Source organism: Rhodoferax sp. (assembly GCF_028688795.1).
Classification (GTDB): Bacteria; Pseudomonadota; Gammaproteobacteria; order Burkholderiales; family Burkholderiaceae_C; genus Rhodoferax.
Genome location: NZ_JAQTXM010000029.1, coordinates 25,299 through 39,355 on the forward strand (window position 1 = coordinate 25,299; position 14,057 = coordinate 39,355).

Annotated in this window: 11 protein-coding genes; 3 read left to right on the forward strand and 8 right to left on the reverse strand. The window is 57.1% G+C overall.

Translation table 11 applies throughout. The annotated features are described in order from the left end of the window. Positions 1-32 precede the first annotated feature (32 nt). From PHQ58_RS18320 to mltG, 4 genes are read right to left on the reverse strand one after another with little or no spacing between them, the layout of a single operon-like run. Positions 33-431 carry a PilZ domain-containing protein gene (locus PHQ58_RS18320; RefSeq protein ID WP_300113836.1) on the reverse strand — a complete coding sequence of 133 codons (399 nt, stop codon included), beginning with the start codon at positions 429-431 and terminating at the stop codon, positions 33-35. After that, complete coding sequence (locus tag PHQ58_RS18325) at positions 428-1,432, reverse strand: DNA polymerase III subunit delta' (RefSeq protein WP_300113838.1); 1,005 nt, start codon at positions 1,430-1,432, stop codon at positions 428-430. Before PHQ58_RS18325 ends, PHQ58_RS18320 begins: the two co-directional genes overlap by 4 nt. Then, a complete protein-coding gene (tmk, locus tag PHQ58_RS18330; RefSeq protein WP_300113841.1) occupies positions 1,429-2,076 on the reverse strand; it encodes a dTMP kinase in 648 nt (215 codons plus the stop codon). The genes PHQ58_RS18325 and tmk overlap by 4 nt, the downstream gene beginning before the upstream one ends. A gap of 14 nt (positions 2,077-2,090) precedes the next feature. Further along, positions 2,091-3,074: an endolytic transglycosylase MltG gene (gene mltG / locus PHQ58_RS18335; protein WP_300113843.1), complete on the reverse strand. Its 984-nt coding sequence runs from the start codon at positions 3,072-3,074 to the stop codon at positions 2,091-2,093. 47 nt (positions 3,075-3,121) lie between these two features. On the opposite strand from mltG, the gene PHQ58_RS18340 reads away from it, so the two are divergent. After that, positions 3,122-4,051 (forward strand): folate-binding protein, encoded by a 930-nt coding sequence (locus PHQ58_RS18340; RefSeq protein WP_300113846.1) that lies wholly within the window; start codon positions 3,122-3,124, stop codon positions 4,049-4,051. Here the strand turns inward: PHQ58_RS18340 and PHQ58_RS18345 are convergent, their stop codons facing one another. From PHQ58_RS18345 to PHQ58_RS18360, 4 genes are all read right to left on the reverse strand, one after another. Next, positions 4,052-5,494, reverse strand: coding sequence for a diguanylate cyclase (locus PHQ58_RS18345; protein ID WP_300113849.1), 1,443 nt, complete (start codon positions 5,492-5,494; stop codon positions 4,052-4,054). An 88-nt stretch (positions 5,495-5,582) separates the two neighbouring features. Next, entirely contained in the window at positions 5,583-5,798 is a 216-nt protein-coding gene (locus PHQ58_RS18350; protein ID WP_300113852.1) for a hypothetical protein, read from the reverse strand. An 11-nt stretch (positions 5,799-5,809) separates the two neighbouring features. After that, positions 5,810-5,992, reverse strand: a complete 183-nt coding sequence (locus tag PHQ58_RS18355) for a DUF3563 family protein (protein WP_300113855.1) — start codon at positions 5,990-5,992, stop codon at positions 5,810-5,812. A 463-nt stretch (positions 5,993-6,455) separates the two neighbouring features. Then, the gene (locus PHQ58_RS18360) at positions 6,456-7,406 is read right to left on the reverse strand and encodes an alpha/beta hydrolase (RefSeq protein WP_300113858.1); all 951 of its coding nucleotides are present in this window, start codon (positions 7,404-7,406) and stop codon (positions 6,456-6,458) included. A 141-nt stretch (positions 7,407-7,547) separates the two neighbouring features. Between PHQ58_RS18360 and PHQ58_RS18365 the strand changes: the two genes are divergently transcribed. Further along, complete coding sequence (locus tag PHQ58_RS18365) at positions 7,548-11,108, forward strand: DUF2126 domain-containing protein (protein ID WP_300113862.1); 3,561 nt, start codon at positions 7,548-7,550, stop codon at positions 11,106-11,108. Positions 11,109-11,190: 82 nt separating this feature from the next. After that, complete coding sequence (locus PHQ58_RS18370; RefSeq protein WP_300113865.1) at positions 11,191-14,046, forward strand: EAL domain-containing protein; 2,856 nt, start codon at positions 11,191-11,193, stop codon at positions 14,044-14,046. The last annotated feature ends 11 nt before the right edge of the window (positions 14,047-14,057 follow it).

Below are 14,057 nucleotides of genomic sequence, written 5' to 3' on the forward strand. Positions count from 1 at the left end.
CGCTGTGCAACCAGACTGGGTTGCTGACAGGTTTAAATGGTTTGTGTGGAACGGTCTGACGCCAGCTGACCCACCAGCATCTCTTCAATTTTGAGCTTGAGCGCATGGGCTTTTTCGTCATTGGGAAACATCACCCCCACGCCTTGGGTGCGGTTGCTGACCGCTTTGGGTGGTGTTACCCAGGCGACTTTGCCTGCCACCGGGTAACGTTGCGGGTCGTCAGGCAGCGAAATCAGCACATAAACTGGGTCACCAAGCTGGTAGTCGCGAACGGTAGGAATGAACAAGCCACCGGTCGCGAAAATTGGAATGTAAGCCGCATAAAGTGCTGATTTTTCTTTCACAGCCAGCTGGATAACGCTGGGACGTGGCAGAGCCGCTTGTGGTTTCACAGAAACTGCGTCATTTTGGCTATGGGTCAAGTCGATCATGTTTTTGAGTTTAGAGCGAATTGCGCCTGGCTGACCAAAGCTTCTTGCATCAAACCGGTATTAAATGGATGTTCTACCGTTTTCATGGCATTTGACAGGGCCCGCCCCCAAGTCGTCAAACTCTGCCAAGTGCCAGTTTTGGGCAAATCAACGGCCTCAAAAAAACGGGGTGAGGCGCCGCTGCGTTGTGCCAGCAAGTCATGACACAGCTTGTGCAACGCATCCACCGTTTGGGCTGGTGTCCAGTCTTTGAAAATGCTTACATCGCCGCTTTGCACGGCGCGTGGCAGGCGCGGCCACAACTCACTGATCGCGGCATATTGAAGGGCGTCTTGTGGTCGACCGCCGGCTGCGCGCAGCATCACGCGGGCTTGCTTGTCGGACACGCCCTGCCCTTGCAACCATGCCATGGCACTGGGTTGATCAGGCCAAACCATGGTGTGGCCAAGGCACCGGCTGCGAATGGTGGGCAACAATTGATGGGCAGCCTCAGTGGCCAATACAAATTTCACATCGCCGGCGGGCTCTTCCAGGGTTTTGAGCAAGGCATTGGCTGTGTAAATATTCATGCGCTCTGCCGGAAACACCAGCACTGCCTTGCCGCGACCGCGTGCGCTGGTGCGTTGTGCAAATTCAACCGCATCACGCATGGCATCTACGCGAATTTCTTTGCTGGGTTTGCGCTTTTTGCTGTCAATTTCATCTTGCGCTTTTTCACCCAGCGGCCAGTTCAGGGCCAGCATCACTGTTTCTGGCATCAGCACACACAAGTCAGCGTGGGTATGCACGTCGATGGCATGGCAACTGCCACAGGTGCCGCACGCACCCTGCGGCGTGGCCCGCTCGCACAGCCAGGCCCTTACCAGCGCCGATGCCAACTCGTGTTGCCCCAAGCCAGATGGCCCGGCCAGTAGCCAGGCGTGGCCGCGCTGCGCCAACAAAGTTTGGGTTTGTGCTGCTATCCAGGGCGCAATGGTGCTGGGGCCGAGTGGTGTGCTCATGCCAGCCAGCCTTTTTGCTTGACCGCTGCCAGCACATCCAGCCACACGGCGTCACGGCTTTGGTCTGCTGCAATGCGGGCGAAACGTTGCGGCTGGGCCTGAAATCGGGCTTGGTAGCCAGCGCGAACGCGGGCAAAAAACGTGACGGGCTGTGCTTCAAACTTATCGGGTATGCGGGCGCCGACCAATCGTTCCGCGGCAATCTCGGGGGCCAAATCGAACCACACCGTGAGTTCTGGTTGACGAATAAAATCACCATCTAGAGCTTTAACAGTCTGCACAAGCAGCTCTAGAAAAGATAGCGTTTTCAGATCAAAGCCGCGCCCGCCACCCTGGTAGGCGAAGGTGGCGTCGGTGAAACGGTCGCACAGCACCACGTCACCCCGGCCCAAAGCGGGCTCAATCACTTGTTGCAGGTGGTCACGCCGCGCTGCGAACACCAGCAGCGCTTCTGTCATGGCGTCCATCGGGTCGTTGAGCACGAGGGCGCGCAGTTTTTCGGCCAGCGGGGTGCCGCCAGGCTCACGGGTTAGTGTTACCACCCTGCCCTGTGCCCTGAAGGCTTGCGCCAGGCCGTCGATGTGCGTGGACTTGCCGGCACCGTCGATGCCTTCAAAGCTGATGAAAATGCCGCTGCTGGTCATGGTTGGGTTTTGAGTCACTGGCCGCGCTGGAATTTGTTGACCGCGCGATTGTGCGCGTCCAGGTTGTCGCTGAATTGGCTGCTGCCGTCGCCACGTGCCACAAAGTACAAGGAGCGGCTGACGGCCGGTTGGGCTGCGGCCATTAAAGATGCTTTGCCGGGCATGGCAATCGGTGTGGCTGGCAGGCCAGTCCGCGTGTAGGTGTTCCAGGGGGTGTCGGCGAGCAAATCGCGCCGACGCAGGTTGCCGTCAAACTGATCGCCCAAACCATAGATCACCGTGGGGTCGGTTTGCAGCATCATGCCAATGCGCAGGCGGTTGGTGAACACCGAGGCAATCATCGGGCGGTCTGCGGCGCTGCCGGTTTCTTTTTCGACGATGCTCGCCAGCGTCAGCAAATCGTCCGGGGTTTTCAGTGGAGAGTCGGTTGCGCGCATGGCCCAGGCCGCAGCCAGGTGGTGGTCCATGGCACGCAGGGCGCGTTGTAGCACTTTCAAGTCGCTGCTGCCTTTGGCGTAGGTGTAGGTATCGGGGTAGAACCGCCCCTCAGGCGCAAGTGCTGGTCGGCCCAGTTTATTCATGATTAAATTAGGTTCTAGCCCTTTTGAATCTTGCGTAAGGTGCTCTGCTTTTAAGAGTGCTGCACGCACCTGCTTAAATGTCCAGCCTTCGACCAGCGTCACCGAACGCAAGGCTTCTTCCCCGCGTGTGAGTTTGGACAGCAAGCTGCGCGGTGTTAGCCCAGCTTCAAGCTCGTAGCTGCCGGCCTTGATCAAGCGGGCCTGGCCGGACAATCGAAACCACCAGTACAGCAGTGCGGGAGAGACGTTCACCCCGCTTGCCACCGCATCCTGAACCACGCCACGCGGTGTGGTGCCGGGCTCAATGGACAAGTCCAGCGTGGGTGCGCTCAGGCTAAACGGCTTGTTCACCCACCAAAACGCCAAACTGCCAAAAGCCAGCGTCAATACAAATACAAAACCGATGAATCGACGCACAACCCTGTTACCTTATCAAAAATGGACTGCGCATGATAATTCACGCCATGCACACCACACTCGAAGGCGTAGCCCCGCTGACACATTCAGGGCTAATCAGGGCACAAGGCGACGACGCCGCCAAATTTTTGCACGGTCAATTAACAAGTGACTTCTCGCTTCTGGGGCTTTCCGAGGCCCGGTTGGCTGGTTTTTGCAATGCCAAAGGTCGTTTGCAAGCCAGTTTTATTGGCTTCAAGCGCAGCCAAACTGACATTTTGCTCATTTGCAGCCCAGACATTCTGGTAAACACCCTGAAACGTTTGAGCATGTTTGTGATGCGCGCCAAGGTCAAGCTGACTGACGCCAGCGCTGATTTTTCGGTGTATGGGCTGGCTGGTTCAGCCGCCGTGACTGCTTCACAAAAGATAACGGCTTACGCTGGTGGTGCTTGGGCTAAAGCTGATTTTGATGAGGCATCTTTGGTAACACTTTACCCCGTCGACGGTGTGCCACGGGCTTTATGGATTACCCCGGCTGGAATGCAGGCACCCGCTGGCGCACCCATGACGGCCGAACAATGGGCCTGGGGTGACGTGCGCAGTGGCATAGCCACTGTGACGCAACCCATTTTTGAGGCGTTTGTGCCTCAAATGCTCAATTACGAATCCGTTGGCGGCGTTAATTTTAAAAAAGGCTGCTACCCCGGACAGGAGGTGGTGGCCCGCAGTCAGTTCAGGGGCACTTTGAAACGTCGTGCCTATTTGGCCTATTCTGAATCGGCTCTGCAAGCAGGCGACGAGTTGTTTGCCCCGGACGATGCCAGCCAGCCCTGCGGCCTGGTGGCACAAGTGGCCCAAGCGCCGAACGGTGGTTTTGACGCAATTGTGTCAATGCAGATTACGGCATTTGGAGCCGGGGGGGTGCGTGCGCAGGCAGCTGATGGCCCTGTGCTGGTTTTGTCGCCTCCGCCCTACCCGTTGCTCGCGGATATCTGATCAGCGGCTTGCGCCTTCGAACCAGATTGAATTGCGTCCGGCATCTTTAGCGTGGTACATGGCTGCATCGGCAACCCTTAACAGGTCATTCTGATCGGCGTCTGTGCCAAGAAACACAACCATGCCAATGCTTGCAGTGCAATGGTGCAGCGCTTTACTGTCTGCCAAGCCTTCGCGCACCACGGTGAGCGAATAGGGCTCAGCAAGCTTATTTCGGATTTTTTCGGCCACCAAGTGTGCTTGCTCCTCGGACTTGACTTGATCGGACGTCAATTCGCTGACCAGCACTACATATTCATCGCCACCAAAACGTGCCACGGTGTCGGTCGCGCGCACGCAACCGGTGAGACGGTTCGCCGCCTCGATCAGTAGCAAATCACCGACCGCATGGCCATGTGCATCGTTCAGTGGTTTAAAGTTATCGAGGTCCAAAAACATCAGTGCGCCGTAACAGCCCGAGCGTGTGCTGGCCGCCAGTGCCTGGGTAAGCCGGTCATCAAGGAGGCGGCGATTGGGCAGATTTGTCAACGGGTCAAAAAACGCCAGTTGGCGCACCTGGTTTTCCAGCAGTTTGCGCTCGGTGATCTCGCGCGTGATGCCGTGGTAGCCGACGATGACGCCTTCTGCATTGAGCTCTGGCTTGGAAAGCACCTCACCCCAAAGCACGCGGCCATCTTTGCAGTGGTGTTGCACTTCAAAGGTTAAAAAACCAGTCAGAGCCCCAGATTGCCTGGCATGCTGACTTTTTTGTATGATGTGTTTTACCGATTCGACACCTTCTTCGGTGAACATCTCAAACGCTGAGTGGCCAACGACGTCTGTGGCCTTGTAACCACGCAACCGTTCATCGGCTGGGCTGATGTACGTTACACAAAGATTGCGATCAGTCTTCCAAAGCACATCCAGCGTGTCTTCAGTCAACAAGCGATACAAGGATTCGCTGTCATGTAGCGCCTGAGTGCGCTCTTCCACCAAAGCCTCAAGGGCCTCGTTTTGCTCGCGCAAGCCCTTCATGGGGTAGACCTCGCCGTCTTGCACCAAGTGGTAGGGAATCGAAATCCCACTGTGCACAATTTTCCAATCTGAGCCTTCGAGGTGGAAGATCAAGACCAATCGTGCGACCTCTGTCGACAGCACATGGTCCGGTATGGGCAGGTGAATGTGAAAGAACGCCGTTACAACGACCACATTGTCACTGATGTCCTGCAAGGCGACGTCCAGCATCTCAATGCGAATTCGACCAGGTACCTGGGAAAAATCGTGACGCGTGATCTCTTCCCAAGCTCTTCGGTCTTTGACCAGAAAATCGCCGCCACCGGTGTAACCGCTGAAGTTGTCGCTGAATCGTGTGGTCAGACGATCGTCACGGGCGGCGTACATCTCAATGTACGCGTCAAACAGCGAGCGAATAAGACGTTCGCGATCAGCACGTGGGGTGGACATAATCATTGGTAAATGGGCCAATAGGGTTGGCTGGCATCTTGCACCAAATAACTATTTATAGATACCCGTCGGGTTAACTCTGCGTAATTTAAACCCGGCGTGCCCAAGGTCCAAGCATCATTTTTTCGAGCGAGTCAATTTGTCGTTCAAACTTTGCCCAGCTTAGCAATGATCTTTCAATCAGTCCAAATTGCACGGCCTTGGCGTACTGTTCGCGGGCCATGTCAAATGGCAAGCCTTGCATCAGCGCGGCGGTGCGGCCCAAACTGGCGGCGGTCTTGCTGAAGTCTTGTGAATTGTTCATGGTTGGCTCCTTCACGGCATTTTGTTGCCAAATATCAAACTGCGGGCATGGTCTCGGGCGGCAAAATCGACCAGACGCATGCGACGCTCAAGGTCAAACATATCGACCGACTCGCAGAGGTAAGCTTCATCACGCTCTTTTTGGCTTTGAAAATTGGAAATGAGCGCTTTGATAAGCGCTATCAGGTTGGACATGGTGAGTCCTTTCGAAGTTAGCAATGGCGCATTCTAAGGGTTTACCCTAATCTGTACTGAGATACGGTCTTTCAGTTGTTGCATTGCAACAAGCGGTGGATCAATGGCAACCCGGTCATAGACGTTGCCGATGCAAGAGGAGTTCCTCGTCACAGACGAGCAGCAACGCAACATGCTGATTTTGCGCAGATGCATGTCTTCATGGATGGCGACGTTCTGGTCGGACCCGACGCATTGCGCCCGATGGCGGCCATGTTGGGAATGACGTTGACTGTCTCTAAACGCTTGCGTTGCCACCGTTTAGGCTGAAGTGGATGGGCCGCACATCGGCTTTTTGCTTTTTAGCGATCCAGTGGATACGCCGTCTACGCGCCGGACACCTCAAAAATTGTCATCGCACTCTGCTCTGAAAAAGAGCTGGCTTAGCACCTGCTGGTGGCAAGTGAGCAGGGCAATTCATCATTCATGCAAAAGCATTTCGCAAGGCATTTGCGGCATCCAGATGGCATGTCAGCGCCTGTGGAATGGCACGGCCCATCTTGATGAATTCATGCGTCACACCGCGGTAAATGTCCAGATCTACCAGCACGCCTGCCGCCCTTAATTTGTCTGCATACTGCAGGCCTTCATCGATCAGCGGGTCACATTCAGCCAGGCCAAACCAAGCCGGGGCTACGCCGTCCACGTCACTGGCCATCAAGGGTGCAAAGCGCCAGTCTTCGCGGTCACGTCGGTTGGGTATGTAGAGGTCGAAAAAGTAGTCGATGTGCGCCGCTTCCAGCACAAAGCCATGACCAAAGGTTTTGTGCGATGGGGTGTCTGCGTGGGCCGTGGTGCCGGGGTAAAACAGCAGTTGTAATTTGAGTGTGATGCCTTGCAGGCGCGCCTGCAAGGCGCAGGCCGCTGCCAGGGTGCCACCAGCGCTGTCTCCGCCGACTGCGATGCGGGTCGGGTCCAGGCCTTTTTCTGCGCCCTGTTGGGTCACCCACTGCACCGCATCCCAGGCGTCTTCAAAAGCAATTGGAAAGCGGTGTTCTGGTGCCAACCGGTAGCCAACCGACAACACGGTGCAACGCGCCAGGTGGCTCAAGGTGCGGCACAACACGTCGTGTGTGACGATGCTGCCAATGGTGAAGCCACCGCCGTGCAGGTACACCAGCACCGGCAGCGGGCCGTCTGCCGGTGCATACAGGCGCACGGGCAACTCGAACCCATCGCGTGCGGGCACCGTGAAACTTTCCACACGGTGCAATTTGGGCGGTGCCAGGTCCAGCACACCGGCGTTGACTTCATAGGCCGCCCGCGCTTGTTGCGGTGTCAGGGCGTGTAGCGGTACTTGTCCCGCGCGCGCCATGCGCTCCAGCACGCCGTGCATGGCGGGGGTCAGTAAGGCGCGCGGGTTTCGATGGGGCATGGTGGGGCAATGTCTTGGTACAGTGGAGTCACATGCTACCAAGCGCAGACGACAAACATGACCGGGATATCGTCTGGCATCAACATTGCTTGTTACCACGCAAGGCAATGCCTGGCTTCTTTCAATCATCGAGACACCCACATGTCCATTCACGCAGCACTGAACCACGTTACCCACTACACCTATGACCGGCTGGTCAATTTAGGCCCTCAAGTTGTCCGCCTGCGCCCCGCCCCGCACTGCCGCAGCAAAATCATTTCGTACTCGCTCAAGATCGAGCCTGAAGGCTGCTTTCTGAACTGGCAGCAAGATCCGTTTGCCAACTACCAGGCACGCCTTGTTTTTCCGGACAAAACCAAAGAGTTCAAGGTCACGGTCGATGTGGTCATGGACATGGCGGTTTACAACCCATTTGACTTCTTCCTGGAGCCTGCTGCCGAAGAGTTTCCCTTCGCTTATGAGCCCGACCTGAAGCAAGAACTGGCCCCGTACCTGGTGCCTGAACCGGTCACGCCTTTGGTGCAGGCCTATCTGGAAAAAATTGACCGAACCAAACGTCGCAGCGTGCTGTTTCTGGTTGACCTGAACCAGAGCGTGCACGAAGCCGTGAGCTACACCATTCGCATGGAACCCGGTGTGCAGGCACCAGAAGAAACGCTCACGCTGGGCTCAGGTTCATGCCGGGACTCGGCTTGGCTGATGGTGAACCTGTTGCGCCATTGCGGCTTGGCAGCACGCTTTGTCTCGGGCTACCTGATTCAACTCAAGCCCGACGTGAAATCGCTCGACGGCCCCAGCGGCACCCAGGTTGACTTTACTGACCTGCACGCCTGGTGCGAGGTGTATTTGCCGGGCGCGGGTTGGGTCGGGTTGGATGCAACCTCAGGCCTGCTGGCCGGTGAAGGCCACATTCCGCTGGCCTGCACACCGCAGCCATCCGGCGCAGCACCGATTGAGGGCCGCTCTGACAAATGTGAAGTGGAGTTTGCCCACCACATGCAGGTGACCCGCATTTACGAATCGCCGCGCGTGACCAAGCCTTACACCGAAGAACAGTGGGCCGACATCATGTCTCTGGGCGAGGCGGTAGACAGCGAACTGGTCGCCGGAGACGTGCGCCTGACCATGGGTGGTGAGCCCACTTTTGTGGCCAACAGCGACCGCGATGCACCAGAATGGAACACGGATGCACTTGGCCCAACAAAACGGGGTTTTGCCACCGAATTGGTGCACAAATTGCGCAAAGAGTACGGCGAAGGGGGCTTTTTGCACTACGGCCAAGGCAAGTGGTACCCCGGTGAGCAGTTGCCACGCTGGGCGCTCAACATCTATTGGCGTGCGGACGGTCAACCCGTCTGGGCCAACCCTGCGCTGTTCACCGATGAGCGGCATCCCACACACTACAAGCCTGAAGATGCCAGCCGCTTCACCCAGTTGCTGGCCGCCAAACTCGGTGTCACCGGCAAGTTTGTTCAAACCGCGTATGAAGATACTTGGTATTACCTGTGGCGCGAACGCCGCCTGCCGGTCAATGTGGACCCGTTCAACTCCAAACTGGACGACGAGATGGAGCGCGCCCGCCTGCGCCGTGTTTTTGAGCAAAAACTTGACACGCCCGTAGGCTACGTGTTGCCGATCAAGGTGGCAGGTTATGACGACATGTATGGCGCAGCCTGGACTACTGGTCCATGGTTTTTACGAGATGAGCGCATGTACCTGATGCCCGGTGACTCGCCCATGGGCCTGCGCCTGCCGTTGGATTCATTGCCTTGGGTGAGCGAGGCAGATTTTCCGTACATGATCGAGCAAGACCCGTCTGTGCTGGTAGATGCCCTGCCCGCCCATGCCACCGTGGCGACCAAATACGCGCCAGGCACGGCAGGCTTGTCGCTGGGGCTGGCTGCACGCCGTGTAGCGGCCGCAGCATCTGTGGCATCAGGCAATAAATTTTCTGCCACCAGCTATCTGGCAGGCACAGGCCCGCAGCCGGAAGCGGCTCGCAAGATGCAAGCGGCCACCGGCCCTGCATCCGACTCCAGCGCGGCCACACATGCCCAAAGCATCAGCCAGTCAGAACCTGGCGACTTTGCCCGTGTGCCAAGTGCGCAGGAGTCTGCCCACTGGGTGACTCGCACTGCCTTGTGTGTCGAAGTGCGAGACCCACGTCGTGCCAGCGGCCCCAAGGCGGAAGCCGTGGGCACCAGTTCGGGCGTGTTGTATGTGTTCATGCCACCGCTTGAAAAGCTGGAGCATTACCTGGATTTGCTGGCTGCCATTGAAGCCAGCGCGCAAGAACTTGGCATGCAACTGGTGCTGGAAGGTTACCCGCCTCCGCGTGACCCGCGTCTGAAATTGCTCAGTGTCACGCCCGACCCCGGTGTGATTGAGGTCAACATCCACCCGGTGACGAACTGGAAAGAACTGGTGGCCAATACCGAGTTCTTGTACAACGCCGCGTTTGAGTCACGCCTGAGCGCTGAAAAGTTCATGACCGATGGCCGCCACACCGGCACCGGTGGTGGCAACCACTTTGTGATGGGGGGTGCCACGCCCTCAGACAGCCCGTTTTTGCGTAAACCCGAGCTGCTGGCAAGCCTCCTGCTGTACTGGCACAACCACCCGTCGTTGAGCTACCTGTTCAGCGGCATGTTTGTCGGGCCCACCAGCCAGGCCCCGCGCGTAGATGAGGCCCGCAACGACCAACTGTACGAGCTTGAAATTGCCATTGAGCAAATTTACAAGAACCGCGACCTTTACGGCCAAAGCATGCCGCCGTGGTTGGTTGACAGGACGCTGCGCAACATCCTGATCGACGCCACTGGTAATACGCACCGAAGCGAAATCTCCATCGATAAGATGTACTCGCCCGACTCCGCCACGGGCCGTTTGGGCCTGCTGGAGTTGCGCGCCTTCGAGATGCCGCCACACCCGCACATGAGCAGTGTGCAGCAGTTGCTGTTGCGTGCCCTGATTGCCCGGTTCTGGAAAACACCATACCGCGCGCCTGCCAGCCGCTGGGGCACCGAGTTGCATGACCGATTCATGCTGCCAGCCTTTATTCAAGCCGATTTCAACGACGTGATGGCCGAGATGCGGACAGCTGGTTACGCCTTTGACGACAGCTGGTTTGCACCACATGTGGAGTTCCGCTTCCCGCTGGTCGGCTCGGTGTGTTCGGCAGGCATTGAACTTACCTTGCGCAATGCGCTGGAGCCTTGGCATGTGATGGGCGAGGAAGGCGCACCAGGCGGCACTGCCCGTTATGTAGATTCATCGCTGGAACGCATGGAAGTGCGCGTCACCGGCCTGAACGAAAGCCGCTATGTGGTCACCTGCAACGGTCACGCCTTGTCGCTGCAACCCACCGGCGTGGTGGGCGAGTTTGTTGCCGGTGTGCGCTACAAGGCATGGAACCCGCCCAGCAGCCTTCACCCCAGCATTGGTGTGCACGCTCCGCTCACGTTTGACATTGTCGACACCTGGATGAAGCGCTCTCTGGGCGGCTGCCAGTACCACGTGTCGCACCCGGGCGGTTTGAGCTACGAGAGCCTGCCGGTGAATGCCAACGAAGCCGAAAGCCGGCGCCTGTCACGCTTTACCCCAATGGGCCACACGCCAGGCCTGATGCATGTGCCACCAGCCACCATCAACGTGCCGGGCAGCCGTGAATTCCCCTTTACGCTGGATTTGCGTCGGGTGTAGCTCAGACGGTTGCGTCAAGACCATGCCGGAGTCATGGCAACTGGGTTTTATAGAATGAAACACGTTTTAACCTAGTTAACACATGTCATTGATAAACCAGACTGCCACGGACTTGTCCACAAAGGATGCGTCCGTGGCACGCTCATTGACATGGCGCTATGCCATAGCCTTGGCGCTGGTGGCAAGCTTGTCCAGCGCGGCCTGGCTCAGTCTGCATTGGGTCATCACCGAGCAAAAAAGTACCGCAGCGGTGGTCAATATCAGTGGCCGCCAACGCATGTTGAGTCAGCGCACAGCACTCTTTTCAAACCTGCTGGTCAGCGCGGCGCCCCCTGAGCGCCCCCTCATTCGGGACAGCCTGGCGGAGGCCATTGAATTGATGGCGCGCTCGCATCAAGGATTAACACAAGGTGACGTCGGGTTGGGATTGCCCTACACCATGACGCCTGCCGAACGCGCCTTGTATTTTGAAGGAGCCCAACCGCTGGACGCCCAAGTACGCACCTACATCGATGCGGTGCGTCGTTTGTTGCGTGCAGCCGATAACGATTTGGCGGCGGGAACTCCTGAACTGGCCTTCATTACCCGCACGGCTACTGGCCCACTGGTCAGCGCACTGGATGCCATGGTGCGCCTGTACCAACAAGAGGGTGAAGCCACCGTGGCGCGGCTTGAAAAGGCGGAAACGCTGTTTTGGCTGGTCACCTTGCTGCTGCTGATGCTGGAAGCGGCGCTGATTTTCCACCCCTTTACCAAGCATGTGAACAACGTCATCGGCAAATTGCAGCATGCCACCCGGCAGCTGCAAAGGCATCAAGATCACCTCGAAGAACTGGTGATTCAGCGTACCGAAGACTTGAATTTGCGCACCATCGCGTTAACGGACAGTGAGGAAAAGTTTCGACTCATCAGCACCGCTGCGCAAGATGCCATTGTGATTATTGGGCCCCATGACGAGTTGGTTTATTGGAACCCAGCGGCTGAGCACATGTTTGGCTATGCGTTCAACGAACTTGACGGCATCACCTTTCATAGCCTGCTGGTGCCGCCTGAGCATCGAGATGCAGCCGAGATCGGGTTGAAACGGTTCAAATCAAATGGGGAAGGCCCGTTGATGGGTAAGCGTTTTGAGGCGGTTGCACTCAAAAAAGACGCTGAAGCGTTCCCCATTGAGCTGTCGGTGTCGGCTGTCATGCTGGAGGCGGGTTGGCATGGCATTGCCATCATTCGTGACATCACGCAGCGAAAGCGGATTGACGCTGAACTGCGCATTGCCGCCACGGCTTTCAATGCCCAGATGGGAATGACCATCACCGATGCCAACAACATCATTTTGCGTGTCAACAAAGCGTTTTCGGATATCACGGGCTATTCTGCAGAAGAGGTGATTGGAAAAACGCCTCACTTGCTGAGTTCCGGGCGTCATGACGATGCGTTTTACAAAGCCATGTTTGCAACCATTGTGGACACCGGCATGTGGGCCGGCGAAATTTGGAACCGGCATAAAAACGGCGAGGTCTTTCCAGAGTGGCTCACTATCACGGCGGTAAAAAGTGATGAGGGTGTGGTCACCCACTATGTGGCAGCCTTCAGCGACATCAGCGAGCGAAAGGCCGCTGAGAGCCAAATCCGCAACCTGGCGTTTTATGACCCACTGACCAACTTGCCCAACCGCCGCCTGCTCATGGACAGGTTGGAACTGGCCATGATCGCAGGGGAAAGGCGCCAACACGTGAATGCGCTGTTTTTCATCGACCTGGATAATTTCAAAGCCATCAACGACACCTTGGGACACCATATGGGTGACCAGTTGCTACAACAAGTCGCCCAACGCCTGAACGCCTGTGTACGCAACGGCGACACGGTGGCTCGCCTGGGCGGCGATGAATTTGTGGTGATGCTGGAAAATCTCAGTGACAACACCACCGATGCCGCCATCCAGGCCGAATTGGTGGGCTGCAAAATCCTGAGCAGCCTGCAAGAGCCCTACCCCATTGCGGCGCATGTCTGCCGCGCCACCGCCAGCATTGGTGTCGCGCTGTTCGCCGACCAAAGTGTGAGCGTGGACGACCTGCTCAAACGTGCTGACATGTCCATGTACCAAGCCAAAGCCAGTGGTCGCAACACCCTGCGATTTTTCGATCCGCAGGTACAAGCGGCGGTGCAGGCCAAGGCTGAGCTCGAAGTGTCGCTGCGAGAAGCCATTGAGCAGCACCAGTTCTGCTTGTATTACCAGCCACAAGTGACTGCCAATGGCCAGATCACGGGCGCTGAGGCCCTGGTGCGATGGTTGCACCCCGTCAGAGGCATGGTGTCACCGGCAGACTTTATTCCTCTTGCTGAACAAACGGGACTGATTTTGCCGCTAGGCGCCTGGGTCATGCGGACTGCGTGCGAACAACTGGCGCAATGGGGACAGTCTGCATTGCAATCACATTGGGTGCTGGCTGTAAACGTCAGCGCCCTGCAGTTTCGCCACCCGGATTTTGTAGAACACGTTGTCGACACGCTAACGCGAACAGGCGCCAACCCGCAGCGCTTGAAGCTGGAGTTGACTGAGAGCCTGTTGCTGGACGATGTAGGCGACATCATTGCCAAAATGACCGCGCTCAAGGCCACGGGTGTCAGTTTCTCGCTGGATGACTTTGGCACCGGCTACTCGTCGCTGGCCTACCTGAGCCGTTTGCCCCTTGACCAACTGAAAATTGACCAAGGGTTTGTCAAAGACATTGAAACCAGTGAGAACGCCGTGGTGATTTGCGCCGCCACCATTAGTCTGGCACACAGCCTGGGACTCAAAGTGGTTGCAGAGGGTGTCGAAACACTAGCCCAACTCCATTTGTTAAGCACGGTTCACAACTGCGATTTCATTCAAGGCTATTTGTTCAGCCGACCACTACCTGTGGCCGACTTTGAAGCCTTCGCGCTTGGCCGGTGAAGCCCCGGAGA

What these genes read in the sequence shown, in the direction of transcription:
- PHQ58_RS18320 (WP_300113836.1), bottom strand. Translation starts at nt 431, where the DNA reads ATGATCGACTTGACCCATAGCCAAAATGACGCAGTTTCTGTGAAACCA.
- PHQ58_RS18325 (WP_300113838.1), bottom strand. Translation starts at nt 1,432, where the DNA reads ATGAGCACACCACTCGGCCCCAGCACCATTGCGCCCTGGATAGCAGCA.
- tmk (WP_300113841.1), bottom strand. Translation starts at nt 2,076, where the DNA reads ATGACCAGCAGCGGCATTTTCATCAGCTTTGAAGGCATCGACGGTGCC.
- PHQ58_RS18340 (WP_300113846.1), top strand. Translation starts at nt 3,122, where the DNA reads ATGCACACCACACTCGAAGGCGTAGCCCCGCTGACACATTCAGGGCTA.
- PHQ58_RS18345 (WP_300113849.1), bottom strand. Translation starts at nt 5,494, where the DNA reads ATGTCCACCCCACGTGCTGATCGCGAACGTCTTATTCGCTCGCTGTTT.
- PHQ58_RS18350 (WP_300113852.1), bottom strand. Translation starts at nt 5,798, where the DNA reads ATGAACAATTCACAAGACTTCAGCAAGACCGCCGCCAGTTTGGGCCGC.
- PHQ58_RS18355 (WP_300113855.1), bottom strand. Translation starts at nt 5,992, where the DNA reads ATGTCCAACCTGATAGCGCTTATCAAAGCGCTCATTTCCAATTTTCAA.
- PHQ58_RS18360 (WP_300113858.1), bottom strand. Translation starts at nt 7,406, where the DNA reads ATGCCCCATCGAAACCCGCGCGCCTTACTGACCCCCGCCATGCACGGC.
- PHQ58_RS18365 (WP_300113862.1), top strand. Translation starts at nt 7,548, where the DNA reads ATGTCCATTCACGCAGCACTGAACCACGTTACCCACTACACCTATGAC.
- PHQ58_RS18370 (WP_300113865.1), top strand. Translation starts at nt 11,191, where the DNA reads ATGTCATTGATAAACCAGACTGCCACGGACTTGTCCACAAAGGATGCG.